This window comes from Natronincola ferrireducens (genome assembly GCF_900100845.1).
Lineage (GTDB): Bacteria > Bacillota > Clostridia > Peptostreptococcales > Natronincolaceae > Natronincola_B > Natronincola_B ferrireducens.
The window spans coordinates 81,095-108,079 of sequence record NZ_FNFP01000003.1 but is presented as its reverse complement, the minus strand read 5'-3'; the positions used below and the strand labels follow the sequence as shown (position 1 = coordinate 108,079).

Sequence of the window (26,985 nt, the reverse complement as noted above, 5' to 3'; positions counted from 1 at the left end):
AATTTTTTAGTTTATTTCTTAGAATAGAAAATAGCCAAAGTTCCTGGACCTGCATGAGTTCCTATGGTACAACCAATCTCAGTGATAATAACTTCTTTCGGATTAAGCTCTTTTTCAACAGTTTCCTTTAATTCATCTGCTTTTACAGGTGTATTAGCATGGGCAATAGCTACAGTTTTCTGTGAAAAATCTCCACCTCGGTTTTTGGCCAGCTCTACCATTTTCCCGATCACCTTTTTGGTGCCCCTTACTTTATCTAATGATTCTACTAGACCATCCTCCACTGTTAAAATAGGTTTGACATTTAAAATAGTGGCTATAGTAGCCTTCATAGGATTTAGCCTGCCCCCCTTTTTTAAGTATTCTAAAGTATCCACAGTAAAGATATGATCGATATTTGATTTCATTTTATCTAGCTTAGTAAGTATTTCTTCCCTAGTCCCACCTTCTATAGCCATTTTGGCAGCTTCATAAACAAAGAATCCTCCCCCAAAGCATAATCCCATTGTATCAAAAACATCTATTTTATCGGTTTCTAATTCTTGCTTTGCTAAAACGGCTGCTTGATGGGTACCACTGGCTTTAGAAGAACCATTGATACAAATGATTTCCTTTCCTGCCTCTAGCACTTCCCTAAACACATTCATAAAGGTATTTGGTGTTACCTGGGATGTTTGGGGAAGTTCCTTTACTTCTGTGAGCTTTTTGTAAAATTCTTCTCCAGTTAAATCTACCCCATCTCTATACTCACCGTCTTCAAAATGAATGGTCAGGGGTATTACAATAATATTATACTTATCAACAAGATATTTAGGAACATCTGTCATACTATCAGTTATAATTTGAATATTATTCATTTTCAACCTCCTTATCTATTACTTCTTTACAAATCAAGTCAAGGGCAATTTATATTGAAATAATATGTTAAGTATTTATTTCAACATAACATACTTTTTTCCTTCTATCTTTCTTTGTGCTGGTGAATTGATTGAATCTTCACACGATATACCTTTATCGCATTTTGGGATAGTTCCATTGTCGTAAAACCTCGTAAACTCCAATGGCTACTGAATTAGATAGGTTTAAGGAGCGAGCCTTTTCTATGTTTAGCATAGGTATCCTTATACATGTCTCTTTGTTCTTCTCTAGAATATCCTTTGGTATTCCAGCGGTTTCCTTTCCAAACATAATAAATACTTCTTCTTCATAGGTTATATCGCTATGGGCTTTTTCAGCCTTTGTAGTGGCATAATAAACCTTTGCATTGGGATTTTTCTCAAGAAATTCTCCATAACTATCATAGTATCTAAAATCCAGCAGATCCCAATAATCTAAACCCGCCCTTTTGACAGCCTTTTCATCCAAAGAGAATCCCATAGGTCCAATAATATGTAATACAGTATCAGTAATAACACAGGTCCTTGCAATATTTCCTGTGTTTTGTGGAATTTCAGGCTCTAATAATACTACATGTAGCTTCATCTTTTGTCCTCCTGGCTATACTTTATTTTACTTTTATTACTTATATATTATTACATTATATACTTCTTTTATATCATAAAATAGTCTTGTTTTATACCTCTATAAATAAAATAAGACCTAATTTAGGGGCAATTTTACTTAAATGTAGACCAGCTATTACATCCTTGAAGAAAATTGTTTTGTATGCTAGCATATTAATATATCTAATGCATCTTATGGCACACTAAAATGTTTTGGCCGAAGGATTACAGCAAAATAATTTCCATATCCACAGCACTTACAATACTCAGTGTAGTTATAGCAGCCCTAATAAAATTTGCATTTAGAAAATTAGAAAAGAGGCCGTTTAAATGAAAAACAATAAATCAGCTTTGAAAATAGTTGCTCTACTAGTTGGAATATGTCTAATTGGTGGAATACTGTTTATTGCAAATGCTTTTGTAGGTAATCCAATCTCAGCTGCTTTAGCCAACAAAGCTATAAGAGGTTATGTAGCAGAAAATTACTCATCTTTAGACTTGGAAATCGGAAAAGCTCGTTATAATTTTAAGTTTGGGGAATATATGGCAAGGGCAAAATCTACTACAAGTATCGATACCCATTTTGCTATTTATTATCGAGATGGTAAGGTACACCGGGATGATTATGAAGCCTCTGTCTTAGGAAAATACAATACCCTTAGTAGATTGGAGGATGAGTATTCAGAGCTTATCATACCAATCCTATCACAAGTTCCAGGACTTGAAGACAATAGGGCTAGGGTTTTTGTTGAAAAAGAGGAATATGAAAAAATAAATGAGGCTATTGAGCTTGACATGAAGCTTGATAAAGTTCTGCCAATCGATATGCAAGTTGCCCTTAGAGGAAATTTAGATAATATCTCTCTAGATAACATAGCAGGTATACTAGAAAATGCCCATAAGGTATTACTTGATCATGGCTGTTTCTTTACAGGATACGATGTGTTTTCAGAATATGATGGCGTGCTTGTAATGATTAACGACGTTACGCCTTCTGATATTGAAGGCGGTGAGCTTAAAAAGTTATTACAGGAGGCACTTGATTATGAAGATGATGAATTTGATAAGGTCATAGAAAAAGATGGTGAAAAGCCTGTGCCGGTTAAAAGAATAAGGGTATTTATTAAAAATGATAAGTAAAACAAGTATAGAGGGGTCCATCACCCCTCTATACTTATTTATCTAAAAATCTTATCTTTATATTTTTCTAGAATATTCATTAATGGATATCCTAATCCATAGCATGCTACTATCTGTCCTAACCCAACCCATCCCATAATAGGGAGTAATGGCATCTCATCTGGAGTGCCTAGGAAGATAAAATAAAGCATAGCCCCAATAATTACTGCATTTACTAATACTGGTGGTAGAGGCACCAAGGCTTTTTTAGGCATCCTATAGGAAAGATATGCAGCCATGAAGGTTGCCAAGCTTCCAAATACGATGTCTATCATGCCGTAGGGGCCTATAATATTTGATACAATTACACCTATTGTTAAACCTGGAATGGCTGCGGCAGTGAAAAATGGTAGCACGGTTAATGCTTCAGCTATCCTCACCTGCACCATACCATAGGCAAAGGGTTTAAATACCTCCACCATCACAACATAAATGGCTGCAATCATGGCAGCTTGGGTTAAAAACTTTGTTCTTTTCATTCGTTTTCCTCCAAATCCATAGTTTTGTTTAAAGTCAGGATGGTTGCGAACTGACCTTTATATTTTATGAAGTTTGTATCCTTTAACAGATATTGATGTTTCATAAAATACAGATTTAATTAAACCATATATAATCATCCTTTGTCAACATAGTCATCTGTAGGGAGAATTATAAATTGAAATTGAACTTATTTTTACACGCCCCTAATTATTCTCCCTTTAACTTTTTCATTAAGTCCTGGTGTACATTTTTTAGTAATAGGGTTACCCCCCATACTGGCATAGGGTCATTTATTTTTTCTGTCCACCCTTTGAGGTCATTTAAAAGCCCCTTTTCTGCCAAATATTCAATTCCTTCTAATTTCCATTTATCTTTTGTATCTAACTCTATATCCTTTCTTAAGTTGTTTAAAGTCATTTCTACATCTTTTAAAAATTTATCCCATGTACTTAATAATCTCCTGGGACATTCTTTTCCACTCCAGCTTTTATGCGTTCTTAATCTATCAGCGCCCCAATTTCTGTCATTTAACAGCTTTGCAATAAATCCTACTGCATGTTTATAGGTCTTTTCTTGATCACCGGATTCACAAATTTCAATTCCTATACTAGTTCTATTTCCCTCTGCAGTTCCTGTATGCCAAGCTATCTCCTCCTCTGGAATAATGGCAATTGCTTCTTTGTCATCCACTGCATAGTGAAAGCTGGCTTTGTCAGGTCTCCAAGCCACATAATCCCGTTCATTTTGAGCAGTACTATTGGGATTAGCAGTATTATGAACAGTAATCCACTGGATGTCACTAGAAGTTCCTGGTCTATTGGGACTATCTACAGGAACATAATCTACTTTTAACTTGGGTATAATTCCTATCATTTTCTTTTCCCCCTTAATTTTTTTATTAAATTAAATTCATAATCGTAAAGATAATTAGTATCATCTTCTTAAATTATTATTCAATTGAAAAGTTAAAGGTGCAAAAAAAAAGGTAGACAGTACTACCTTTAAAACCATAAGAGTTTCTATTTTTTATTGATTAAATTTTTTTCCCCCATTTCAATTAATCGTCTTGTCATAAGACCACCAATAGCGCCTCCATAATAACCTATTACTCGAGAAGGTAGATCACCTTTATCGATTCCTAGTTCTTTAGCTATTTCATAATTTTTAGCAACAGACTGTTTTCTTTCTTCCTGTTTGATTATTTTTTTATCCACAATATATCACCTCTATTATAGTTTATGTTCTCTTGGGTCTATCATACAATACAATATAAGGATGGTTAGAGTTGCAGATTTTTAATTGTATTTGTAGTATGATATAATCAAAATAGAAGAAAACCTTACTTTGTAAAATTTGTTAAATTATAATAAATTATGAAATATTGTTTTATGGTTTTAAATTAATTATAAAATGAGATTTAATTCAAAAGAGTTTTTGAAGATAATAGTATTTTTTACAAACTATTATTATTGTAGCAATATGTTACTTATCTTTTAGGAGGGATACAATGAGGAATGTACAAATTATTACCGATAGTACCAGTGACCTTTCTTTAGAGCTTCTCAAAACAAATAATATTGATGTTGTGCCTTTATATGTGGTCTTTGAAGAACATACCTATAAGGATGGGATAGAAATTACAACAGAGGATTTATACAAAAAGGTCAATGATACAGGAGAACTCCCCAAAACTTCTGCACCCACCCCAGGTGATTTTCATGAAGTATTTAAATATCATATTGAGCAAAATAAAGATATTTTGTATATGGGATTATCCTCCCAGCTTTCAACAACTATACAAAACGCTAAAATTGCTGCATCAGAGTTTCCTGAAGGAAGAATAGAGATTATTGACTCCCTCAATTTATCTGCTGGTATAGGTTTGTTAGCTTTAAAAGCTGTCGATTTAACTAAAGAGGGATTAAATGTTCAACAGATTGCTGCTAAAATTCGTGAACAGCTTCCAAAGGTAAAAACCTTTTTTGCTGTTAACACATTGGAGTATCTGCAAAAGGGTGGTCGATGCTCTTCAGTTCAAAGCTTTATAGGCAACATGTTGAAGATCAGACCTATTTTAAAGTTAGTAGATGGAAAAATTATTCTTCATCAAAAGACCAGAGGTAAACGAGAAAAAACCCTTAATGCATTAATTGAAGAAATTTTGAAGGATAAAGATCTTATAGATTTAGATAGAATGATTGTTAATCATTCTCTAGCTCCTGAAGATGCAGTTTATTTAAAGGAGGAACTTGAAAAAGCCCTTTCTATAAAGGAGATAGTATTCTTAAAGGCCGGATGTGTTATATCCAGCCATAGTGGTCCTCAAACAGTAGGGGTTATGTATAATGTTAGATAGTTCTATTAATTCATCATTGACCTCCATGAATATTTTTTATAATATTATTTTGATCCAAAACAATCTCTTGACCATAGGCTGCTTTAGAAAATAGCTTTTCTGACTCCTCTAAAGTAAGTCCCCTTATGGTCATATTTGTTGGATCTGCTTCTCCTATGCCCTCTTTGTACAGTTGATAGATATATTGAACAGCTTGAGGTAAAAATCCTAAAAGTCTAGCACCTATGGCATCAGCTGCCACTGCATCTGTTGCTGCTATTATTAACCCTTCCGTGTTCACTGCTTTCCCATCAGAGGGTCCTGTACCTATCATGGTTTTATCTAGGCTTACGAGGGCTAAGTCAATAGGAATTTTTTTTGCCATAGCTACAATAAAGCCATGTAAATCCTCATGTATGCCTAACTTTTTTTTAGGAAACCCATGGATTTCAGCAGGGGGCCAGCCTAACGCAATGTTTTTTATTGAGGCACTGATGGTGGCCTCCTCATGCTGTTTCAACTGGGTGAAGCTTATGAGGACATCGATATTTTCTAAGAGATTATTAATCTTTGTAGTTTTAATAATCCTATGGTCTAACGCTAGCTCTGTATAGGGACCATAGTTTAAATCAATGAATTCTACCTTCTCCGTCTCAATAACTTCATGATAACCTACTGTGTTAAATACCCTTAGTGTATCATCCCCACCAGACCCTGTAGCCACAATAATACTCCCAGGATTTTTGGTTTTTACATATTGTATTAGCTTTTTTAAGCTTTGGGGCCCTACAACCGTAGCAGTGTAGGGGGGGTTTGCCTTTACCCAATTGGGGGTAATTACTACTCTGTCCCCTTCCTTTAAAATGTCATCTATAGGCAATAACTGAAGGGCCTCTACTATGGAAAGCTCCTCGATTTTATTATGGGTGATACTTACAATTGGTTCTTCTACTCTTCTTTTCCTCATATACCTTCCTCCGCCTAAGCTTTTTACTATATTTGTTCCCATTAGCTTTCATCTTATACCCTTCTAAAGCTTTTATAGATATGTAAAAAAACGCAGCTCTCAAAAGAACTACGTTAGTTTAATCATTACTTATGATTACTATTTTTTTACTTGGCAACATTAAATCATCATTTTAAATATTATTCACTTTACCTTAAGGACTTTCCTGCCCAAATACAAGTCTTCTAATTCCTTCAGCTACTCCATCCTTATCGTTGTCAGCCGTAATATAACTGGCCTGTTGTTTCACATATTCCTCTCCATTTCCCATTGCTACAAAGGTTTTTACGTAATCCTTCATAGATAAGTCGTTATAATTATCCCCAAAGGCAATAATTTCTTCCTTAGATATATTTAAAATTTCTCCTAGTGCTTTAATGGCTTGTCCCTTCGATACACCTTTATTCATAATCTCTATATTATCGTACCAAGACTTATTGATTTCTATAGAAGAAATTTCTTCAATGCTCTTTTTCACCTTTGCCAGCTTTTCTAAATCTTCATCCATGATTATCATCTTTAATACTTTTATATCATTTTCCTGTAAATATGTCATTGTATCATCTAATCTTATTATTTGTATTTGATTTTCTCTCTCTTGCTTTAGATTCCATTCATAATATTTTCTAGCACTATATTTTAATTCTTCAATATACATCTTATCCTGGCCATAAAACTGAAAATAAATTTCATGATCTTTGCATAATTTAGCAATTTTTATTACATCTTCTTGCTTCATTGGATTACAGTAAATCACTTTATCTCTATCATCATCCCGTATAAAAGCTCCATTACAGGCAATGATAGGGGTTGCAATTCCAAGTATTTTTGCATAGAACCTTGCTGATGTATAAATTCTTCCAGTAGCAATGGCTACCTTTACTCCCCTTGCCATAGCCTCCTTCAATACTCTTTTATTTTCTTCACTTATATCATGTTTGTTACTTAACAAAGTTCCATCCATATCTACTACAATTAATCTATAGTTCACACCATCACTCCTCAATCTTTTCTATCCCCTTTATTCATGAAACTATTTATTCAAAATTTTTTAAAATAATCAATTTCATTAATTGACAAATTATTAACATTATTTTATAATGGAAATAGAATATTAAATAATAATTTGTTTATATTAGGGGGAATTGGTTTATGGATAATCTTGTAAAAATATTAAAGGATAATAAATGTAAAATCACACCACAACGCATTGCGATATATCATGCTGTCAGGGATAGTAACGATCATCCAAATGCTGAAGCCATCTATAAGAAGCTTGCCCCTACCTATCCTACTATTAGCTTGGCTACCGTCTATAAATCCTTAGAACTTTTTGCAGAATTAAAGCTCATTCAAGTCATTAATATTGGGGAAAACAGCTTTAGATATGATTCAAACACCTCCTGTCACCCCCATGTTGTTTGTAATCAATGTCAAAAAGTTGAAGACCTAGATAATGAGTTTTTTCAACATCTTTCTGGAAGGGTAGAAAGCTTATCTAATTATAAAATTACCAATCAACAGCTTTGTTTTTATGGTACCTGCTCTGATTGTCCATCTTAAACACTTGTTTTTTCAAGTGTTTTTCTATTGCTTCATGACTTCCATTAAAGTTTTTGTAAAAATTTCATTATGTATTCTACTTTTAACCGCTATTCTAAAAAACTTTTTATCAAGATTGTCAAAGGTACTACAATCTCGAATCAAAATATTTTTTTCAAGCATCCTTTGTTTTAGTTGAGGAACGTCAAAACCAGCAACTAAAATTTTAATAAGAATGAAATTAACAGAGGGGGAAAATACCTTTAATCCTTCTATTTTCTTTAATTCTTCTACAAACCTTTTCTTTTCCTGCTGTAACCATTGATGGGTTTTTTCTACATAGGTTGTTTCCGACCGCAACACTTCACCAAAATACCCCGCAAAGGTATTTAAGCTCCAGGGCAGCATTCGTTGATGAAGCTGTTCTATAAGTCCACTATTCCTACAAACCCCAAAGCCTAATCTCAAGCCAGGAACGCCATAGAATTTTGTAAATGCCCGTACAATAATTAAGTTTGTGTAATCCCTATACTTGTCCAGCATACTATAACACTGTTGATCCTCCACAAAATCCATAAAAGCCTCATCTATAATTAAATAAGCATTTACTTCCCTAGATTTTTGCAGAATTTTTTCTAAACCTTTTGTTGTAATCAACCTACTGGTAGGATTATTGGGATTGCAGAGGACGATTAAGTCAATAGAATCATCTATTTCCTTTATAAATTTATCTATATCTAAATCAAAATTTTCCTCTTCCTTCAACTGATGTTTTACAATAGCAGTATTACAGGATTTCAATGCCCTCTCATATTCACTGAAGGTAGGGGCCAGTAAAATACTTTTTTGGGGTCGTAGTGTATGGATACTATCAAAGATGATTTGTGCTGCACCATTACCTACAAAAATATCCTCTATGGAAAGGGAATAGTATGTAGCAATTGCATACTTTAACTCATGATAATAGATATCTGGATAATGCTCTAGATCATTTATCCTATTGGTAATCAGTGTTTTTAAAGTAGCCGGTACCCCTAAGGGATTAATATTTGCACTATAATCTAAAAGGCTATTCTTATCTATATTACATTTTCTTTGAATTTCAAATAGATTTCCACCATGTAACATGTTATAAATCCCCCATCAATATTTTTATTATAACAAATAAAACAATAGCTGTTCCAGAGGTCCAGTACATTAAGTCTATGGTTTGGAGAATATAGGTTCTATTTAGCTTTTCATGAGCCTCTCCTATAGTAGGCTTTTGGACCTTTTGCCCAAAATATGTATTTTCTCCACCTAGCTGTATCCCCAATGCCCCTGCTACTGCAGCTTCAGGATAACCAGCATTGGGACTACTATGTTTATTGGCATCCTTCATTACTGTATTTAAAGCCCTCCTATAATTTTTTCTCCTAAAACCCGCAGCTATTACAATGAATATAGCTGTCAACCTTGCAGGAATATAGTTCACTACATCATCTAGTCTAGCAGAAAACCTTCCAAAATACATATATTTGTCATTCCTATAACCCACCATAGAATCCAAGGTATTGATGGCCTTGTAGGCCATAGCTAAGGGTACTCCCCCTAAGAAAAAATAAAACATAGGAGCAATGATGCCATCAGAAATATTTTCCCCAATGGTTTCAACGGTGGCCCTTACAATTTCCTCTTCCTCTAAATCCTTTGTTTCTCGTCCTACAATATAGGATAAAGCTGTTCTTGCAGATTCTATAGGACTGCCTTTTAATGCCTCATAAACCCTTCTAGTCTCTTTGTCCAAGCTCTTGGTGGCTAAGGTGGTATAACCTAGAAGGATAGAAAGGATAATTCCTAAATATATATTATAAATGTAGGCTAATTTAATGATAGTAAAGGTTATTGTATAGCTTACTGTAACAATGATAATCGTAAGAAGGATTCCCATGATAAATTGATGTTTTTTACTTTTTTCTAAATATAATAATTTATTTTCTAAGTAGGTGATAAAACTCCCAATAAATCGCACCGGATGGGGAAAGCCTTGAGGATCTCCTAGGAATAAATCTAAGATGTAAGCACTTAATAAAATCCCCATCTCCTATTCCTCCATAATTTCATATATTTTATTCATATCTAAATTTTCCTTCACCAGCTTTGCTAGTTTGTCATACTCTTTATTTTTAAATTCCTCAAAGGTCATGGGTTGTGTTGCTGAAGGGGTAAGCCCTTTTTTTGTTAGAATATTGGAGATCATCCTTTGGGTAAAAGCTACTTCATCAAATATACCGTGGAGATAGGTGCCAAAAACCCTACCCTCTTTATCCACAGCCCCATCCTTGTATGCAACTGTTTCCCCCAGCTTTTTATCAATGGTTACCAAAGCTTCTACATCCTTACCTAGCTTTGTTCTTCCCATATGGATCTCATAGCCCTTTATTGATGTGTTTTTACAATGCTTCATCAATCCTTCATCTTCAAAGGTAACCCTTCCCTCCACCTGAGTTGTAACTTTTTCTCCCTCAAAAATAGTTTCTACATCCAATAAACCTAGACCTTTTATCTCTGTGATACTACTTTCAACTCCTAATGGATCTTTAATCTTTTGTCCCAAAATTTGATAACCGCCGCATATGCCAAATACATTACTCCCTTCTTCATAAGCCCTTAAAATCTCCTTTTCCAAACCGCTTTCCCTTAAGTACTTTAAATCAGCAATGGTATTTTTTGATCCAGGAATAATTAGGAGATCAGGGTTACCTACTCTATCCCCACTTGTTATATAACGGAGATAAACATCTGGTAGGGTTTCAAAAACATGAAAATCCGTAAAGTTAGAAATATGAGGTAGTTGAATAACTTCTACAATTACCTTTCCTTCCTTATTGCTCTCCCTAGTAAATCGTTGTGTTACGCTGTCTTCATCTTCAATATTTAAATCTCCATATGGAATCACCCCTATTACTGGGATTCCTGTCAAATCCTCCAGCATTTTTAATCCAGGCTCTAGAATTCTTTTGTCACCACGGAACTTATTAATGATAACCCCTTTAATTCTTTTTCTCTCCTCCTCCGTCAACAGCATAACGGTTCCATAGATGGATGCAAAAACCCCACCTTTGTCAATATCTCCAATTAGGATAACAGGACTATCAGCTATTTCTGCCATCCCCATATTAACAATATCCTTATCCCGCAAATTTATTTCTGCAGGACTCCCAGCCCCTTCAATAACAACAATATCATTGCTATTAATGAGACCATCATAAACCTCTTTAATCATTTCCCGGAGTTGAGGTTTAAATTCATGGTATTCTACAGCTGTCATATTTTTATATACTTTCCCTTTAACAATTACTTGAGCATAACTATCCCCCGTTGGCTTTAGTAGAATAGGATTCATCTTGGCGGAGGGCTTTATCCCTGCTGCCTCAGCTTGAAATACCTGAGCCCGTCCCATTTCTAAACCTTCTTCTGTAATAAAGGAATTTAACGCCATGTTTTGGGATTTAAAGGGTGCAACCCTGTATCCCTCCTGATGAAAAATTCTACATAATGCTGCCGTCAATAGACTTTTCCCCACAGAAGATGCTGTCCCCTGTAGCATAATACTCTTTCCTTTATTCATTGTCTCACTCCTCTAATTTTTTTAGTAACTTATCCTTTGAAGTTAACACCTGTAACCCTTTGTTCAGTAAATTTCCAAAAAGTATTTCTCCTTCTCCATCGGTATAATCAAATTTTTTATTGGATTCATAAGCCTTATAAAAATATACGGGTTTTTCCGTTTCTAGCTGCCTCTGGATTATTGATAAATTTTTAACATTGCCTTTTCCAATAGGAATACTTGTTAGAATGGTTATATCAGCCTTCTCTGCCAGCCTACAGGCCTCCTCAAAGGCATCATCACTTATAGGGGAAAAAGGGCTTTCTTCTGCCATTTCTAACCCTAATATATTTGCTATCTCCCAATCACTATCCCCAATATTGACAACCCCTATAGACATAGTATATCCCTCATCATAAAGACTTTGTATAAGCTCCTTACCTACTCCACCACCACATACAATGTGAAGTTTTTTTTCTTTTGTTTTTCTTTGATAAGAAGTCTTAGTTGTTGATAAAGGTAGTACCTGGAGGGCTCCTGTATAAACATTTCTATCAACAATCATTTCCATATTATAGGCCTTCTTTAAATTCTCCACAGTAATAACTTCTTCTGTTTTCCCCATAGTGATCCTGTTGCCTTCATGTAGGAGGAGAATTTCCTTACTGTATCTAGCCGCAAGGTTTAAATCATGTAGTACCACTACAATGGTAACGCCCTTTTCTTCATTTAGTTGCCTTAAGAGATCCAATACTTCCATTTGATGATGGATATCTAGGGCTGAAGTAGGTTCATCTAACAAAATAATTTGTGGCTCCTGTGCTAGGGCTCTAGCTATAATAACCCGTTGTCTCTCCCCACCACTAATTTCGTTAATTGACCTCTCCTTTAAGTGCCATGTATTAGTTAACTCCATTGCTTCCTTTACAATTTGAAAATCCCTTAACCCCTCCCTTTGAAACCTTTTGAGATGGGGATGTCGTCCCATAAGAACAATATCTTCTACAGAAAAATCATAAGCTACCTCCGTGCTTTGATGGACTACTGCCATCTCCTGTGCTAAGCTCTTGGCAGCATAATCCCTTAAATCTTTATCCCCCAAAAGTATATTGCCTCTATGGGGTACCAGATTTTTAGCAATGATTTTTAACAATGTAGACTTCCCCGAACCATTTGGCCCGATAATACTGGTAAAGGCCTTCTCTTCGATTTTTAAGTTTAGTTCCTTTAAAATTGTAGTTTCGTTATACTTAAATATAATATCCTTGACTTCAATAGATTTTCCCATAAAATCACCTTATCTATATCATTTTCTTGGTTGTTCTTAGTAAATAAATAAAGAAGGGGCCCCCTGCTAAAGCAGTAATAATTCCCACTGGAACTTCTGTTGGTGAGATAATGGTTCTAGCAAAGGTATCAACAATAATAAGAAAAATTCCTCCCACCAATCCACTGGCGGGCATAAGAATTCTATTGTCAGCAGAAATCATCATTCTAGTCATATGGGGAATAATCAATCCCACAAATCCAATAATGCCACTTACAGAAACAGCTACAGCTGTGATAAAAGCACTGGTGACTAAAATAACTTTCTTGGTTTTTTCTACCTCCACCCCCATGTTTTCAGCAGTTTCTTCCCCCAACAGCAATAAATTTAAATCCTTTGCGAAAATATATAAAATTATTGTGCCAATAAAAATTGGTAAAAAAGCTATTTTTACATGATTCCAGCCTCTAGAAGCAAAACTCCCCATTGTCCAGAAAACGATGCTGGTTATATCTTTAGAGGAAATCACCATGATAAAGGACATAATAGCAGTGAAAAACTGTCCAGTTGCAACCCCTGCCAGCAGTAGCGTGGTAACAGGTACCTTGGATTTTATTTTAGCTAAGTTATAAACAATTAATGTTGCTACTAAGGCTCCTCCAAAGGCAAATACAGAAATAAATCCCATCCCTAAAAAAGCTGTATTAAGCTTTAATAAAATTGCAATAGCTGCCCCCAACGCCGCTCCAGATGATGTTCCGATAATAAAGGGATCTGCCATTGGGTTTTTCAGCATACCTTGGAAGGCAACCCCCACCACTGATAGACCATAACCCACCAGAAAGGCCAGTAATATTCTTGGAAGTCTAATACTGGAGATAATAGTAATGTGGGGTGCAGGAACTCCTGATAAATCTATACTGTTTCCTATGGAGGGGATATGGGATAAAAATATTTTAAAGCTATCTATTATCCTAACATTAGCAGCTCCTACTACGGAAGCAGTTACCATCACCAGGATTAGCAGTAGAAATAATCCAATAAATACTTTATAGGTGTTTCTCTTTTTTTTCATGTTTTCCTCCATAAAATGAGACTTAATCATTAAGTAGATAACCGAAGGTTTGATTAATAACTTTCCTGTTGGTCTCTTAGTGAGTTCATTCAGAGGGGGTTTTTCCTGCCACTGAATTGTAGAACAAGTTACTACATCAAAGGACAAATGAATTCCCGCCTAATTGGGCGGGAATGGATTCATTCATTAAAACAATTGAGGGTGCAGGGCCTTGGCTATCATTTCCAACGCCTCTACAATTCTAACCCCTGGTCTAGAAACCACATTTGGCTCCAATAATTCTATACGATTGTTTTTAACTGCATCTATTTCACCATAACCAGGTCTACTGGTTATTTCAGCAATTCTCTCGGCTTTATCTTCCTCTGTCATGTCAAAAAATTCTATATAGTGGCTGGCAGGTATTAAATATACCTCTGGATTTCTTTCTACTAGAGCTTCTTCACTGAAGATGGGATAAGCCCCTTCGGCATCCTTTGCAACATTTTCTCCCCCAGCTAAAGTAATTAGCTCATCCATAAAAGACCCAGTACCAGCTGCCATCAAAGGCTCATGCCAGATTTCATAAAATGCACTAACAGTTTCTTGTTCCTTTACCTTTTCTACAATACTATCTCGTTTCGCAGTTAACTCCGCTACAACAGTTTCAGCCTTTTCCTCTGTACCCATCATCTCTCCAGTGATAGTAATAGCACTAAAGACTTCATCAATGGTTTCTGGTTCAAACCTAGCTATAGTAATTCCTGCAGCTTCTATTAGCTTGATGGCTTCCTCATCTCCATCTCCATAAATAAATAAAATATCAGGAGATAACTCAATAATTTTTTCAGTATTTAAGTTTTTATACCCCCCTATCTTCTCTTTATCCAGGGCTTCCTGGGGATAATCACAATAATCTGATACAGCAATAATATTATCAGCTAAACCTAAAATAAATAATGTCTCCGTCTGACTTGGGGAAGCTGAGATAATTCTCTCGGGTTTTTGATTGATGGTTACTGTATAACCTAACCCATCTACAACCTCCCTTGGAAACCCTTCACCTTGTTCTTCATCCTCTACAGCTTCACCTTCATTTATTGGTGCTTCTACTGTACAACCTACAACCATGAATGCAATTAACAACATCCATGCAATCCATACAATTTTTTTTTGTTTCATCCTTGTTGTCCTCCTTCAATAATTATATATCATTTAAATGACAAGTGTCATTTAAAGCTGTTAACACACAAAAATCTCCATGTTTTTCAATAATACTTATACTGCAATGGTCTACTTTAAAATTCCAATGATAGCTTATGTTTCCAGTAATAAGATGGGCAACCATACTTCGAATTACACCGGAATGGGCAATAATGGCGATGTGCTTTTCTCTATGCTGATGGAGAATCTCCTCCAGAGCATTTACCACCCTTTCATGCATTTCCTGTAAACTTTCTCCATCTGGGAATTTCACCCTCACATAGTCATTTTCTAGTTCTCTATAGACTTCAGGGTAGTTTTTTTGAATTTCTTCTATGGTCAACCCCTCTACTCTACCAAAATTTAATTCTCTCAGGCTTGTTATTTCATGGATAGGATAGTTCTTATCTCCTTTAATAGCTTCGGCTGTCTCCTTTGCTCGCCTTAGATTACTGGTATACATTACATCGATTTCTATGTTTTTAAATGCATTGGTTAAACGTAATGCCTGGGATTTTCCTAATTGGTTTAGGGAAACATCCGTCCATCCACAAAATCTTCTATTGGCATTTTCTTCAGTTTCCCCATGTCTAATTAAATACAGCTTTGTCATAATTTCACTCCTATATTTAAGGTTAAGGTTGAGACTGAGGTCTAACTATCCTAAGGATAAACCCTTCTTCACCTTATACCTTTAAATCATTCTCTACATCCAGTAACAGAGAATATTAAATATATAGTTATATATATTTATCTTTTAAAACTTATTAATACAATGGAGATCATATTAAAATTGTAGGTTTAAAGTCTGCAACACTAAGATATAGAGTATATACAAAATCTCTGTCAATTCACATAGGCCCCCCAATGTATCCCCTGTCATCCCATGGATTATTTTCTTGCTATGGTTTTTAAATAGGCTAGCAAAAACCCATGCTATGACTATGAAAAGAAAGGACTTTTTATCTATAAGTGTAATCAATACTGTTATGATGATGGTATAAATCAATTCCCTCTTGGTGGTTCTGTTTATAAATATATGTCCTAACCCCTCCTGGCGGCCATAGGGCACTTTATAGCAGCCATAAACAAGAGCTAACCGTCCAAAAACCGGCATCAGCATGATGGTGATAAAACCTACTTGCTGGGAAAGGCTAGCAATACCAAAAATCTTGATGGTTAAACAAAAGAAAATAGCTACAACGCCATTTGTTCCTAAACGACTATCCTTCATAATCTCTAGGATTGTTTCTCTGCTACGACTACTGTAAAAGCCATCAAAGGTATCTCCTAAACCATCTAGGTGCAATCCTCCCGTGAGGGCAACATAAAAAGCTATCACTAGAATACTAGCCACAGTAGGACTTAGTAGATATAATAAACCTCTATAAACAGCTGCCAATATTAAACCCAGTACCAATCCTACAACAGGAAAATAAACAATACCTTTTTCAAAATTTTTATCGTAGGGTGGATTTTGTATGACTGTTATTCTTGTTAAAAACTGTAGGATTAGTAGAAATCTTTGCATTAGCTTTCAATTCCTTTTCTAGCATAAATTCCTTTTTCAAAGGGGTGTTTAATCATCCTCATCTCTGTTACATAATCTGCAAGATTTATTAATTCTTCTGGAGCATTCCTTCCAGTTAAAATCATTTCTATGTGATCAGGTTTATTATCAAGAATTTCTATTATTTCTTCTACAGCTATAATTTTATTGTAAAGTACTGCCATAATTTCATCCAATATGATTAAGTTATAATTTTCTTCATCTAAATGTCTTTTTATTGTATAAAGCCCCTCTTTAACACTATTTTTTACTTCTGCTTTTTCCTCTTCATTAAGTTGAAAATAAAATTTGTTCATAGCGGCAAATCGTATTAATTGAAAGTTAGGGGCAAGTCTTTCTATGCTATAAAGCTCTCCCGTATCATCTCCCTTTAAAAATTGAACCATCAGCACCTTTAATCCCCCGCCAGCCGTCCTAGTCCCCTGACCTAAGGCTGCGGTTGTTTTACCTTTCCCATCTCCTGTATAAATATGTATTAAACCCTTTTCTAGCTTCTTTACCACCATATTATCCTACCCCCTATTTTATTTTATTAGGTATACCACAAACTACAAAATACACCTCTCCTGCTTCCTTTGCTATATATTGGTTCATCCTTCCTGCTATATCACGAAAAATTCTAGTCATTTTATTTTGAGGAACAATTCCCAATCCTAATTCATTTGTCACAAAAACAGCTGGAATTCCAAAGGATTTCACAGTTGTAATCAATGCCTTTATTTGTTGCTGAATATTTTTTTCCACAATATCTATTTCATTGGCTGTAGCTTCATCCCAGTTTATAGGTTGTTCCAACATTAGATTGGTTATCATAATGGTAATACAATCTAAAAAAATCCCTGCCACCTTTCCCCTATAATCCTCAATTCCTTGATGAAGATTTCTATATCCCTCATAGGTAACCCAGTTGTTAGGTCGACCTTGTCTATGCTTTTTTATCCGATCCTTCATTTCTTCATCAAAGGCTTGAGCAGTAGCTATGTATAGAATCTCACCATCTATATTGTTTAAAATAGATTCCCCAAAGTTACTTTTTCCACTTCTAGCTCCACCAGTTACTAAAGTTAAAAAATTATTATTCATAGTTTCACCCCAATTATTTCAGTAAAATAGAAAAGCCCCTACTCTGGGTAAGGGCTAAAAATCAAAATGCTATTGATTTTAAACACGCCTTCCCACCGAAGGTTTGTTTCACAGTTTGGCAGGTCTCCTGACTCGTGACTCCTCTTACTAGCAACACCTTCCCGAAATTCTCCAGTGGTATTTGTTGTTTTCATCCTCACTTACAGTAGCGGGGGCTGTAGTGGCATCTCACCACTTTCCCTATTAAGCTTCTAAGCACCAAGCATTAAATTATTTAATTTTAATCTATACCCATCATATCAAATTCTTTATAAGGTGGCAACAGCCTATTGGGGATCAATAGAAAATCTTTCGTGTAAATTTTTCCTATATTTTACTTATCTTGGTGTGTAAAAATTTTGAGTATAGTAGATGGTATATTCTCCTCCAAAATACACCCCCACTCCTAATCTTTTGAAATCACCTAATATACTTTCCCTATGACCTATGGAATTCATCCAGTTTTCATGGGCAAATATGGCGCAGGTTTGACCAGCTGCTATGTTTTCCCCAGATCTTTGCCAATAAATTCCTTGAGCTTCTATTCTATCGGAAGGACCTTTACCGTCTGGATTATCGTGACTGAAAAAGTTTCTTTTTGCCATATCTTTACTATGACCTCTAGCAGCAATTCTTGCAGTGTCCTCCCATTGGAGGGGTGGTTTTCCAAATCTCACCCTTGTGGCATTGGTAAGATCAAAGACCTGTCTTTCAAAACTTTCTCTTAACTCTTCACTAGGCTCTCCATAAAATCCCTGCAGACCTTTTTCTATATTTTTATCTATCAACTGTATAGCCGTTACCCTATATTCATTATGGAGATCATAAAAAATTGTTGCATAATAATTGTCTACTAAATAAGTATCACTTTCTTCAGGATTGCTTAGATAATAAAAGGTGTTTCCTTTAATTAAATATTCAAGGGGTTCTCCTAGGAGGTTATTAACAACTTCTTTATTGCTACCCACTTGAATTCCTCTTCTTGACTGCCATGCAGGGGAATTAGTATATACACCTACCACCTTTTCATCTTTTATACCTATTTGAATGTACTTACTATAATCTTCATTATATATATACCAGTCAAAACCATATTTACTTAAATCTTTACGGTTAGGTTGTCCAAATAATTCTATAACCTTTTCTACAGAATCACCTATTTCGATATCTAGTACAACAAACTCCTTTTCAGTATAGGATTGTACCACTGAAGAATTGTTGTCCTTTTTTCCTATAAAATCATTAATATTTATTATGAAATTAGCTATAATCGTCCTCCAATTAAGGTCTATATTGTTGAGTATGGCTGTTTTCTGAGCCATAGCCTCAATACTGTTATTGTATATGTAGGATATTTTTTCACCTGAAATATTTCCCTTTAAGCCTTCCCTTTGAATTGTTGTATTTATAAGGGATGTATTTCTATACATGGTAATTAACCATAGTATAAGAATCAACATCATAACCCTTTTAAAACTTCTCATAGGCAAAACCTCCCTTTATTCTATTGGTTTTTTAAAAATATCATTAGTAAATACTATTATATCACATTTGTACCCCCTGAATAATCGTTGATTTGTTGATAACATCGAATACTTTCATAATAAAATGTGAATTTCGGTTTTATTTCTATAGTATATAAGAACAAACTGCATCTTATCCATATTTTGCATTTTTTGTTTTTTGTAGAGAATATATGGGCTATAGTATTGCTATTATTATATAAAAACCTGTGCCTCAAGCCTTCCTTGTCATGATAACAGGGTCATAAATATGACCCCTTAAGTAATTTCAAATTTAATGGTATAATTTTGTTGATGGGCTTTGATTTCCATCTCTTCCTGTAATTTCTTTAAATCTTTAGCCATAACTGTCATATGAATCTTCTTGCCTTCTTCATTATGAAGCTTCATTTGATAGCTTCCTTTAGGTACATCCTTTAATAAAATCCACTGATGATTGTTAGGATACTTTTCATGCAAATGGGGGTATAATGTTGTTAATTGCTGATTTTGAAGCTCCATAATCCTTTGTCCTTCTTGGATAACAACAATATTTGCAGAACCTGTTAATAAAATATGAAGGGTTGTTTCTTCCACCCCTCCTTCATCTTGTTGTTTATCTTTAGTTTCTAATCCATAGATTTCCTCTATACAGGAATAAGCATGTTTAACAATATCACGATGATTAAATTCTAAATATTGATCATGAAACCCTTCTAATTCTCCGCTTTTTACTGTTACTGTTCCATCACCCTCTAAAGTTTCTACTACATCTAAGATAATTTCTTCGTAACCGTTAAATAATCTTTCTTTATCTATCATAATATACTCAGAAGTGGAAAAATTATGTCCAATTATACAACAGGTATAATTAACCTTATAGGGGAGCAAATGAAGGGTTTCATTTAAATGATCTAATAAATAGTTTTTATACCTCATATAGTAGAGCGGTACTGTCCTCCAGCTTCCATTCCCATCTTCATAGCATAGAATAGGGCCATAATCTAGTGAGGGTATTAGTTCTCCTATAGAGGGAAAGGTTTCTTGAATTTCTTCAAGACCTTCTGTACCAAAAGAAACATCCATTAGTTTTAGTAAAATCCATAAATAACCCCTTACTATTAAATTATAAAAATGATTTCCTCCTCTTTTAGGCTTTAACCTCCCAGTAGACCATAAATAATAGGCATCTACACTACCTTTATTAGGTGTGGCTATCATAATAAGCTTATCAACATCATCTTGGTAGTTTCTTCCCTGAATATATGTTCTTGCCACAATACCTCCCATACTATGACAAATAAAATCCACCTTATTATCAGGAAATTTTTCCTTTACTCTATCTAACATAGGCTTTAAATAGGTATCTACAATATAATGATTCTTCTGCCTCCAGTCATAGTAACAAATAAATAGATCTTCATTTATGCGGTATCCTGATTCCTCTAGTTGAGAAATCAGAGGCTCATAGACCCAACGGGCCATCCCAAAGCTCCAATCTCCTGTGCCATCAATAATATCATTGCCCATTGATCCCATTAAACCTGGGATAAAAATAATAGGCTTTTTTAATGGGTTTTGCAATATTATCTCCTCCTATCTATCTGTTTAAAGCTCTACTATAAATTTATGCAGCTGGTGGGAAGGAGAATACAAAAAAAGTGGCGAATTTAAATTCCCACTTTTTCCTTTACTATTTTAACACCTTCTAATGCTAACAATTTTTTCTTTAAATCCAGTCCTCCATCATAGCCCACCAAACTTCCATTGACTCCAATTACCCGATGACAAGGAATAATGATAGGAATTTTATTTTTTTTATTAGCCAACCCTACAGCCCGTCCTGCTTTAGCATTGCCAATTTCTATAGCTATATCTTTATAGGCTACTACTTTTCCATAGGGAATCGTTAATAGGGCTTCCCACACCCGTCTTTGAAAACTAGTCCCCATTATATCTAAAGATAGGTCAAATTGTCTCCTTGTACCTTGAAAATATTCTGTTATTTGTTGTATAGGAAGATGATTTTTTTCCTCATTATAAACAATTCTACTATTAGAAAAATCTTTTTTTAGTTCCCCAATAAAATCTTCTTGTGATTCTTCAAGTCCTACAGCTACTAATCCTCTTTGGTTGGAGGCTATGTGAACAGTATAGTCTAAAATATTTTTGGTGGCATAATAAAGGTTATGCATTGGCCTTAACCTCTTTTTCCACCCGTCCTTCTTGTCTCGCCACTTGCCACTGTTCCCTAGCCATCAATTGAATTTGTCTTTTTTTCTTAATATCTGGATTGTCCAAAGCCTTAGCATACCATTTCACTGCTTCCTGGGGTTTATGTAGCTTTCTATTTAACTCCCCAACTAGATAAGCCAAGGATACTTCATCTAACCCTGCAATAGGTAGGGGTTCACTTTGATAAGCAGTCTCAAAAGAGCTTAAAGCAAATTTCAAAAACTCTATTTCTTCTACTTCACCGGTTTCTCGATAAAGCCAAGCCAGTTTAAGGCACAGTCCTCCTATATAACCCCTTGACTTCTTTAGTAATTGTCCAATAAATAAAGCTAGTTTATAGGCTTCTTTTGCTTCTTCTACTGTTCTTACATCTCCGTAATCCCTTTGCTTCCATTTTGCCATTATATTTTTTTGTAAAACATCTTTTTGGACCTTGCTTAGTTCAACATATTCACTTTCTGTAGCACTAAAGCCACAATTAGGACAAATCCATACATGATAGTAGATAGGATTAACTTCCTTGTAGCTTACATAAAAATCTGAATGTCTTTCTATAACCTTTAAGCCTCTTGTCCGCACCTTCTTTGTAGTGAAAGTATTATTACAACAGGGACAGCTTATGTTTTTGTCGTAAAGTAAGTGTTCCATATGCTTCCTCCATTTTTTTATATTGTCGGGTCTATTAATATCATACACTTTATGGAAAAAATGTCAAAGCCCTTCACTATTTCATGAAGAGCTTTAAGGCATGCTAATTTTCTTCTCCTTCGATGGCCTCCTCTATTAAAGATTCTTCCTCTACAACCGATTTTTCTTCTGTTGCATTATCTTTTTCAGGTTTCTCAGGGGTTTGAGCTTCAGCTACAGGCTTTGGTTTCGTACCTTCAATAATTACTCCATTTACTGGAGTATAGTAATCTCTTGATATATGCTCTCTTTTTATCTCTCTACCATTTTGGGTATAAATCTTATAGGTATTGACCCGATAACCCTTTTTAGGTTCTTTTTCAATAATTTGCTCTCCTAATAGTAGGTTGGCATCCTTTTTAACCTCAACCTTTGGCTCAATCACCTCGACTACTTCGGAGGTCAGATTTATAACAATATTTTCTTCTCTTTTCCCATAAATTTTTGTGAACAATCTATCTCCTGTTACGAAGCTTTCTATGTAAATAGGACTTTCCATATTGTTGATAAATTTAAAGTCTATATAATTAAAGAAAACAGTGGCATCATGACCTAATGGTACATAACCTACAGGCAGAGAATGGTTCCTACGCTGGGTTATTTCTAAGTTTCCCCTTACAACAGCGTTATAGAGGGTTGTGGATACTTGACAAATGCCTCCCCCGATTCCAGGTTCTAATTGACCATCCACGATAACGGGTGCTTCTTGATACCCCCCTGATACATCTCTTGGTCCCGTCTGTTGATTAAAAGAAAACTCTTCTCCTGGCATAATCAACGTTCCATCAATACTGTTGGCGCCTATACGGATATTATGATTTCTTCCCACCTGCTGCAAATTAAAGGTGGTGCTAAATTCTCCTATTACTTCTCTTATATTTTTCAATTTTTCCTCTGTAACCTCAGGAACAACATACGTGATTGGTATACTAATATCTTCTTGACTAAAATTATAAATTCTACTTCTAATTTTTTCTTGAAGAATATGTCGCTCCACAACTTCTCCAACTACTTCTTTATTAATATGAAAGGTGCCCTTCTGTCTTTTAATAGTAGCATTTTTAGGTTCTTGATTAATATCCTCCTCTATTGTATCAAGTACCTGATTCAATAGTTCCTCATCATAGGAGGATTTTAATCGAATAGTGATAGGATGATTTTTATAATGATAAATTTCTCTTATTCGACGAACTAAGTTTCCTTCCCTACCTAACCGATAGGCCTCCGTCACTGCATCTTCATATAGATAGGTATAACCTAAGTCTTTATAGGCCAACTGTCGGTTATAGTTTTCATGGGTTAAATTTACTTTAAAGCCTGTAAGTTCCCCTTCATAAATGGTTTTCACCTTTTTTATAGCATCTTCCTTAGTTAATTCACTTACATCTACAGCTTCAATATATACTTGGGAATAAACTGTATTTCTATTTAATAATAAAAAGGCTAAGGTGAAAAAGGCTATTAAACTAGTTGTGATTATCATACCTATTATCCACAATAAAAACTTTTTCTTGCTTGTTGTTGTGACAGTTGGATCCATAACATCACTCCTTGATGCAATTATACTCTTACCCTTAACAGTACACAATAAGTTTTTTGTGTGTGAAAAATTCCCTATAATAAAATATATGATTATTTTATTAATCTTTTTTTAAAAATATTACCTATTGTGTTATTCCCAGTAAACCCAAATATCATCCCCCTCCTGTAAAGGATCTGTATAATTGGCTACTCTGTTGTTATGTTTCAATACTAGTTTTCCCTTTACCGCTGTCCGGTCAAAGTCAACATAGTTAAAAACATCTACAAATATCAGGTTATCTTTTGTAGTAGGGAGAGTTAAGGGTTCTCCATTATAAATAATATCAATCCCAGTTTTATCTGTTTTTTCTTCTTGTTCCTTGCAGGGATTATCTTTTCTTTTATCAACAATAATTTCACTTTTCTTGGGAATTTTATTGTCTATACTTACTTTATCTCCATCTATATAAATAATATGATCTTGAAAGGATAGGTTTAGAAAAACACATAAGTCCCTAACAGTATCTATTGTTTTATAGGTTATCTTATCCTTTTCCTTTAGGAAATCTTGTGGTCTGCCCTCCATGCCATTAATTTTTATGTCATAAAATTTATTGATTTTTTCTCCATTAACAAGAAAAGTCTCTTGAAAGTTGATTACATCCTGTAGTTGACAAGCAGCATCCTTTCCTACTGTAGCCAATTCAATAGTGATTTTATCATTATTATCTATAGGTGTATCTAGATGCCCTTCTTTATCATTTACAAAAATCTTTGCTGGCTCCCCATATTCTCCATAGATGTACTTGTCTTGACCATTTAAGGTAATCTCCAGTCCTCCTCCCTTTTTAGGAATAAGATCCCTTGGATTGAAGCCTATAGAAATCAAGGCATCACTTACCTTAAGGTTTTCCGTCTTAAATAAATTAACTTTTTTATTGTTTATCTTTACCTCAATAAAATCAGTAGATTTATTTTTTATTGCCTTTACCATAATCCCTATAGGAGTTATTCCTTCAGGCCCCTGGATGACTTCTGTCTCCCATTGTAAATTAGAAATAGTTTTGATATCCCTCACAACTACCCTTTCTTTAGGTAGGGTTAAGTAGTCTGCTATAAAGGTAGTAAGACTAGGAATTTGACTGCCTCCACCAATTAAGAATATAACACTGGGGGATTTACCATTTTGCATAACAATACCATCAGCAATTTCCTTTCCTACTAATTCAATGGACGACTGAATTTTATCAAGGATTTCTTCTGTATCCATTTCATAGGAGATACCTATAATATCTGTAAAGCTTTGTTTTCCTCCTTTAAAAAGATTACACTTTAATTTCTCTGCACTATCAAAGTCCAATAAAAGTTGTCTTGCAAGTTCTTCTGTAATCTCATCCCCAGCAGTAGAAGTCATCTCATAGGCTATAACCGTACCATCCTTTGTAATGGCTATATCGGAGGTGCCTGCCCCAATATCTACCAAAGCAATATTTAGTAATCTCATGTTTTGTGGTACAGCCACTTCAATAGCTGCAATAGGTTCCAGTGTAAGATAGCTTACCTCTAATCCCACCTTCTCCATGACTGTATAAAGACTATCGACTACGATTTTAGGTAAGAAGGTGGCCAAAATATCTATTTTTAGTTTTTTACCCCTATGACCTATAGGATTTGTAATTAAACCATCATTTAAATAGTAATTTACAGGAGTATGTCCTACACAAAAATAATTTCTTGTTTCTTCATCTCCTATCTGTAACTGTTTTTGGGCCTGTTGAATCCCTTCAATTTCTACACTATTAACCAAATGTCTATCAATTTCCTTATACTCATCTATTTCTTTTTCTATGGTGGTTTCAAAGGTTTTAAGTGCCCTCCCAGCAGCAGCTAGAGCAACCTCCTTTAAGGAAAATCCTATTTTCTCCTCCAGCTGTGTCTTTACTTTTTCTACAATTTCTATTACTCCTTCAATATCATGGATTTGTCCATCATATATTACTCTTTTTTTATGAAATTCTGTAACAGCATGGTGGATAACAATTGTATCCCCCTGGAGGGTTCCTAAAAGACCTACAATACTTCTTGTGCCAATGTCTAGAACAAATATCATTCTACTACATCCTTTCTTCTCATCCTTTGTATGTATATGGTTAATTCTCTGTAGAAACCCTTTTTTCCTTTTAAAATGAATAAAGATGTCTAAAAAAATTAGACATCTTTGTTCACTAAGCTTTTATAGTATACACACTGTCGGGTTAAAGGACATTTTTCACATAGAGGTTTTCTTGCCTTACAAATCCTTCTGCCATGAAAAATCAGCCAATGATGGGCCTCAGACCATAGGTTTTGAGGAATATTTTTCATCAACTGTTCTTCTGTTATTTGAACATTGTCTCCATTGGCAAGGCCAATTCTATTGGACACTCTAAAAACATGGGTGTCCACTGCTATAGCATCCTGTCCAAAAACATTGCTAATCACTACATTGGCAGTTTTTCTCCCCACCCCTGGTAGTTCCATCAATTCTTCTCTAGTTTGAGGAACTTCACCATCGTACTTCTCAAGAAGTATTCTGCAGGTTTGTAAAATATTTCTGCTTTTATTTCTATAAAACCCACAGCTTCTTATCCATTCTCCTAGCTCCTCCTCCGTCAGTTGAAGATAATCCTCTGGCTTTTTGAAGACTTTATACATTTCCTTAGTAACTTCGTTCACCCGTTTGTCGGTACATTGGGCTGCTAATATAGTAGAAATTAGAAGTTCTAAAGGATTATTAAAATTTAATTCTGTATCAGCATCTGGATAGGTTTCCTTTAGTATATTCAAAACCTCAGTTATTACCTTTTTGTTTAGCATCTTTTTCTTCATAAAAGTTTCCTTTCTCTAGAGTATTTCTACTTCACACTCTGTAATATCTAATCTTCCATCCTTTTCGATAAAATTTATAACATGATGGATCATTTCGTCTGCATGCTTTCTACTATTGGTGACACAACAAAACCCAATCTCCCCAATCTGCCATTTGTCTTGGTTTCCTATCTCAGCAATTGATACATTAAACCGTGATTTAATTCTTTCTATCAGACTTTTAAGAATTTGTCTTTTTGCCTTTAGTGATTGGGCTTCATACATAATAACCTTTAATGAACAAATGCCTATCATCATTTTTTCACGTCCCCTGCATTTGATTT

Annotated in this window: 28 protein-coding genes and 1 riboswitch; of the genes, 3 read left to right on the top strand and 25 right to left on the bottom strand. The window is 34.7% G+C overall.

What is annotated here, in order from left to right:
- Positions 1–11: 11 nt before the first annotated feature.
- The gene (locus BLS22_RS08845) at positions 12–857 is read right to left on the bottom strand and encodes a DegV family protein (RefSeq protein WP_090553385.1); all 846 of its coding nucleotides are present in this window, start codon (positions 855–857) and stop codon (positions 12–14) included.
- 154 nt (positions 858–1,011) lie between these two features.
- Entirely contained in the window at positions 1,012–1,482 is a 471-nt protein-coding gene (locus BLS22_RS08840; RefSeq protein ID WP_090553384.1) for a tRNA (cytidine(34)-2'-O)-methyltransferase, read from the bottom strand.
- A 350-nt stretch (positions 1,483–1,832) separates the two neighbouring features.
- Between BLS22_RS08840 and BLS22_RS08835 the strand changes: the two genes are divergently transcribed.
- Positions 1,833–2,642, top strand: a complete 810-nt coding sequence (locus tag BLS22_RS08835; RefSeq protein WP_090553383.1) for a YfjL-like protein — start codon at positions 1,833–1,835, stop codon at positions 2,640–2,642.
- A gap of 38 nt (positions 2,643–2,680) precedes the next feature.
- Here the strand turns inward: BLS22_RS08835 and BLS22_RS08830 are convergent, their stop codons facing one another.
- From BLS22_RS08830 to BLS22_RS08820, 3 genes are all read right to left on the bottom strand, one after another.
- Positions 2,681–3,160: a QueT transporter family protein gene (locus BLS22_RS08830; RefSeq protein WP_090553382.1), complete on the bottom strand. Its 480-nt coding sequence runs from the start codon at positions 3,158–3,160 to the stop codon at positions 2,681–2,683.
- 208 nt (positions 3,161–3,368) lie between these two features.
- Positions 3,369–4,034 carry a peptidoglycan recognition protein family protein gene (locus tag BLS22_RS08825; RefSeq protein WP_090553381.1) on the bottom strand — a complete coding sequence of 222 codons (666 nt, stop codon included), beginning with the start codon at positions 4,032–4,034 and terminating at the stop codon, positions 3,369–3,371.
- Positions 4,035–4,180: 146 nt separating this feature from the next.
- The gene (locus tag BLS22_RS08820; protein WP_244269514.1) at positions 4,181–4,375 is read right to left on the bottom strand and encodes a small, acid-soluble spore protein, alpha/beta type; all 195 of its coding nucleotides are present in this window, start codon (positions 4,373–4,375) and stop codon (positions 4,181–4,183) included.
- A gap of 293 nt (positions 4,376–4,668) precedes the next feature.
- On the opposite strand from BLS22_RS08820, the gene BLS22_RS08815 reads away from it, so the two are divergent.
- Positions 4,669–5,517, top strand: coding sequence for a DegV family protein (locus BLS22_RS08815; protein ID WP_090553379.1), 849 nt, complete (start codon positions 4,669–4,671; stop codon positions 5,515–5,517).
- Between the two features lie 13 nt (positions 5,518–5,530).
- On the opposite strand, the gene BLS22_RS08810 is transcribed toward BLS22_RS08815, so the two are convergent.
- Positions 5,531–6,463 (bottom strand): DUF362 domain-containing protein, encoded by a 933-nt coding sequence (locus BLS22_RS08810; RefSeq protein WP_090553576.1) that lies wholly within the window; start codon positions 6,461–6,463, stop codon positions 5,531–5,533.
- Between the two features lie 193 nt (positions 6,464–6,656).
- The gene (locus BLS22_RS08805) at positions 6,657–7,493 is read right to left on the bottom strand and encodes a Cof-type HAD-IIB family hydrolase (RefSeq protein ID WP_090553575.1); all 837 of its coding nucleotides are present in this window, start codon (positions 7,491–7,493) and stop codon (positions 6,657–6,659) included.
- 161 nt (positions 7,494–7,654) lie between these two features.
- Here BLS22_RS08805 and BLS22_RS08800 point away from each other — a divergent pair, with 161 nt between their 5' ends.
- Complete coding sequence (locus tag BLS22_RS08800; RefSeq protein WP_090553378.1) at positions 7,655–8,065, top strand: transcriptional regulator PerR; 411 nt, start codon at positions 7,655–7,657, stop codon at positions 8,063–8,065.
- Positions 8,066–8,089: 24 nt separating this feature from the next.
- Here BLS22_RS08800 and cobD read toward each other — a convergent pair whose 3' ends face one another.
- The 18 genes from cobD to BLS22_RS08710 form a co-directional block, all read right to left on the bottom strand.
- Positions 8,090–9,172 carry a threonine-phosphate decarboxylase CobD gene (cobD, locus tag BLS22_RS08795; protein WP_090553377.1) on the bottom strand — a complete coding sequence of 361 codons (1,083 nt, stop codon included), beginning with the start codon at positions 9,170–9,172 and terminating at the stop codon, positions 8,090–8,092.
- 1 nt (position 9,173) lies between these two features.
- Positions 9,174–10,124: an adenosylcobinamide-phosphate synthase CbiB gene (cbiB, locus tag BLS22_RS08790; protein WP_090553376.1), complete on the bottom strand. Its 951-nt coding sequence runs from the start codon at positions 10,122–10,124 to the stop codon at positions 9,174–9,176.
- 3 nt (positions 10,125–10,127) lie between these two features.
- Complete coding sequence (locus BLS22_RS08785) at positions 10,128–11,654, bottom strand: cobyric acid synthase (protein ID WP_244269513.1); 1,527 nt, start codon at positions 11,652–11,654, stop codon at positions 10,128–10,130.
- A 4-nt stretch (positions 11,655–11,658) separates the two neighbouring features.
- Positions 11,659–12,921, bottom strand: coding sequence for a heme ABC transporter ATP-binding protein (locus tag BLS22_RS08780; RefSeq protein WP_090553375.1), 1,263 nt, complete (start codon positions 12,919–12,921; stop codon positions 11,659–11,661).
- Between the two features lie 13 nt (positions 12,922–12,934).
- Positions 12,935–13,975, bottom strand: a complete 1,041-nt coding sequence (locus BLS22_RS08775; protein ID WP_090553573.1) for a FecCD family ABC transporter permease — start codon at positions 13,973–13,975, stop codon at positions 12,935–12,937.
- Positions 13,976–14,161: 186 nt separating this feature from the next.
- The gene (locus tag BLS22_RS08770; protein ID WP_090553374.1) at positions 14,162–15,136 is read right to left on the bottom strand and encodes an ABC transporter substrate-binding protein; all 975 of its coding nucleotides are present in this window, start codon (positions 15,134–15,136) and stop codon (positions 14,162–14,164) included.
- Positions 15,137–15,158: 22 nt separating this feature from the next.
- Positions 15,159–15,770 (bottom strand): alpha-ribazole phosphatase, encoded by a 612-nt coding sequence (cobC, locus tag BLS22_RS08765; RefSeq protein WP_090553373.1) that lies wholly within the window; start codon positions 15,768–15,770, stop codon positions 15,159–15,161.
- 174 nt (positions 15,771–15,944) lie between these two features.
- Positions 15,945–16,688, bottom strand: a complete 744-nt coding sequence (gene cobS, locus BLS22_RS08760) for an adenosylcobinamide-GDP ribazoletransferase (RefSeq protein WP_090553372.1) — start codon at positions 16,686–16,688, stop codon at positions 15,945–15,947.
- Positions 16,688–17,233, bottom strand: a complete 546-nt coding sequence (locus BLS22_RS08755) for a cob(I)yrinic acid a,c-diamide adenosyltransferase (RefSeq protein ID WP_090553371.1) — start codon at positions 17,231–17,233, stop codon at positions 16,688–16,690. The genes cobS and BLS22_RS08755 overlap by 1 nt, the downstream gene beginning before the upstream one ends.
- A gap of 13 nt (positions 17,234–17,246) precedes the next feature.
- Positions 17,247–17,810 (bottom strand): bifunctional adenosylcobinamide kinase/adenosylcobinamide-phosphate guanylyltransferase, encoded by a 564-nt coding sequence (cobU, locus tag BLS22_RS08750; RefSeq protein ID WP_090553370.1) that lies wholly within the window; start codon positions 17,808–17,810, stop codon positions 17,247–17,249.
- A gap of 100 nt (positions 17,811–17,910) precedes the next feature.
- A riboswitch (cobalamin riboswitch) is annotated at positions 17,911–18,088 on the bottom strand.
- A 99-nt stretch (positions 18,089–18,187) separates the two neighbouring features.
- The gene (locus BLS22_RS08745) at positions 18,188–19,333 is read right to left on the bottom strand and encodes a CAP domain-containing protein (RefSeq protein ID WP_090553369.1); all 1,146 of its coding nucleotides are present in this window, start codon (positions 19,331–19,333) and stop codon (positions 18,188–18,190) included.
- A gap of 297 nt (positions 19,334–19,630) precedes the next feature.
- Positions 19,631–20,935, bottom strand: a complete 1,305-nt coding sequence (locus tag BLS22_RS08740) for an esterase/lipase family protein (RefSeq protein ID WP_090553368.1) — start codon at positions 20,933–20,935, stop codon at positions 19,631–19,633.
- An 86-nt stretch (positions 20,936–21,021) separates the two neighbouring features.
- A complete protein-coding gene (locus BLS22_RS08735) occupies positions 21,022–21,546 on the bottom strand; it encodes a methylated-DNA--[protein]-cysteine S-methyltransferase (RefSeq protein ID WP_090553367.1) in 525 nt (174 codons plus the stop codon).
- Positions 21,539–22,234, bottom strand: a complete 696-nt coding sequence (locus tag BLS22_RS08730) for a DUF2225 domain-containing protein (protein WP_090553366.1) — start codon at positions 22,232–22,234, stop codon at positions 21,539–21,541. The genes BLS22_RS08735 and BLS22_RS08730 overlap by 8 nt, the downstream gene beginning before the upstream one ends.
- 103 nt (positions 22,235–22,337) lie before the next feature.
- Complete coding sequence (locus tag BLS22_RS08725) at positions 22,338–23,813, bottom strand: VanW family protein (protein WP_090553365.1); 1,476 nt, start codon at positions 23,811–23,813, stop codon at positions 22,338–22,340.
- A gap of 132 nt (positions 23,814–23,945) precedes the next feature.
- Positions 23,946–25,904 (bottom strand): cell division protein FtsA, encoded by a 1,959-nt coding sequence (locus BLS22_RS08720; protein ID WP_090553364.1) that lies wholly within the window; start codon positions 25,902–25,904, stop codon positions 23,946–23,948.
- Positions 25,905–26,002: 98 nt separating this feature from the next.
- Positions 26,003–26,662 carry an endonuclease III gene (gene nth / locus BLS22_RS08715; RefSeq protein ID WP_090553363.1) on the bottom strand — a complete coding sequence of 220 codons (660 nt, stop codon included), beginning with the start codon at positions 26,660–26,662 and terminating at the stop codon, positions 26,003–26,005.
- Positions 26,663–26,677: 15 nt separating this feature from the next.
- Complete coding sequence (locus BLS22_RS08710) at positions 26,678–26,959, bottom strand: DUF503 domain-containing protein (RefSeq protein ID WP_090553362.1); 282 nt, start codon at positions 26,957–26,959, stop codon at positions 26,678–26,680.
- Positions 26,960–26,985 lie beyond the last annotated feature (26 nt).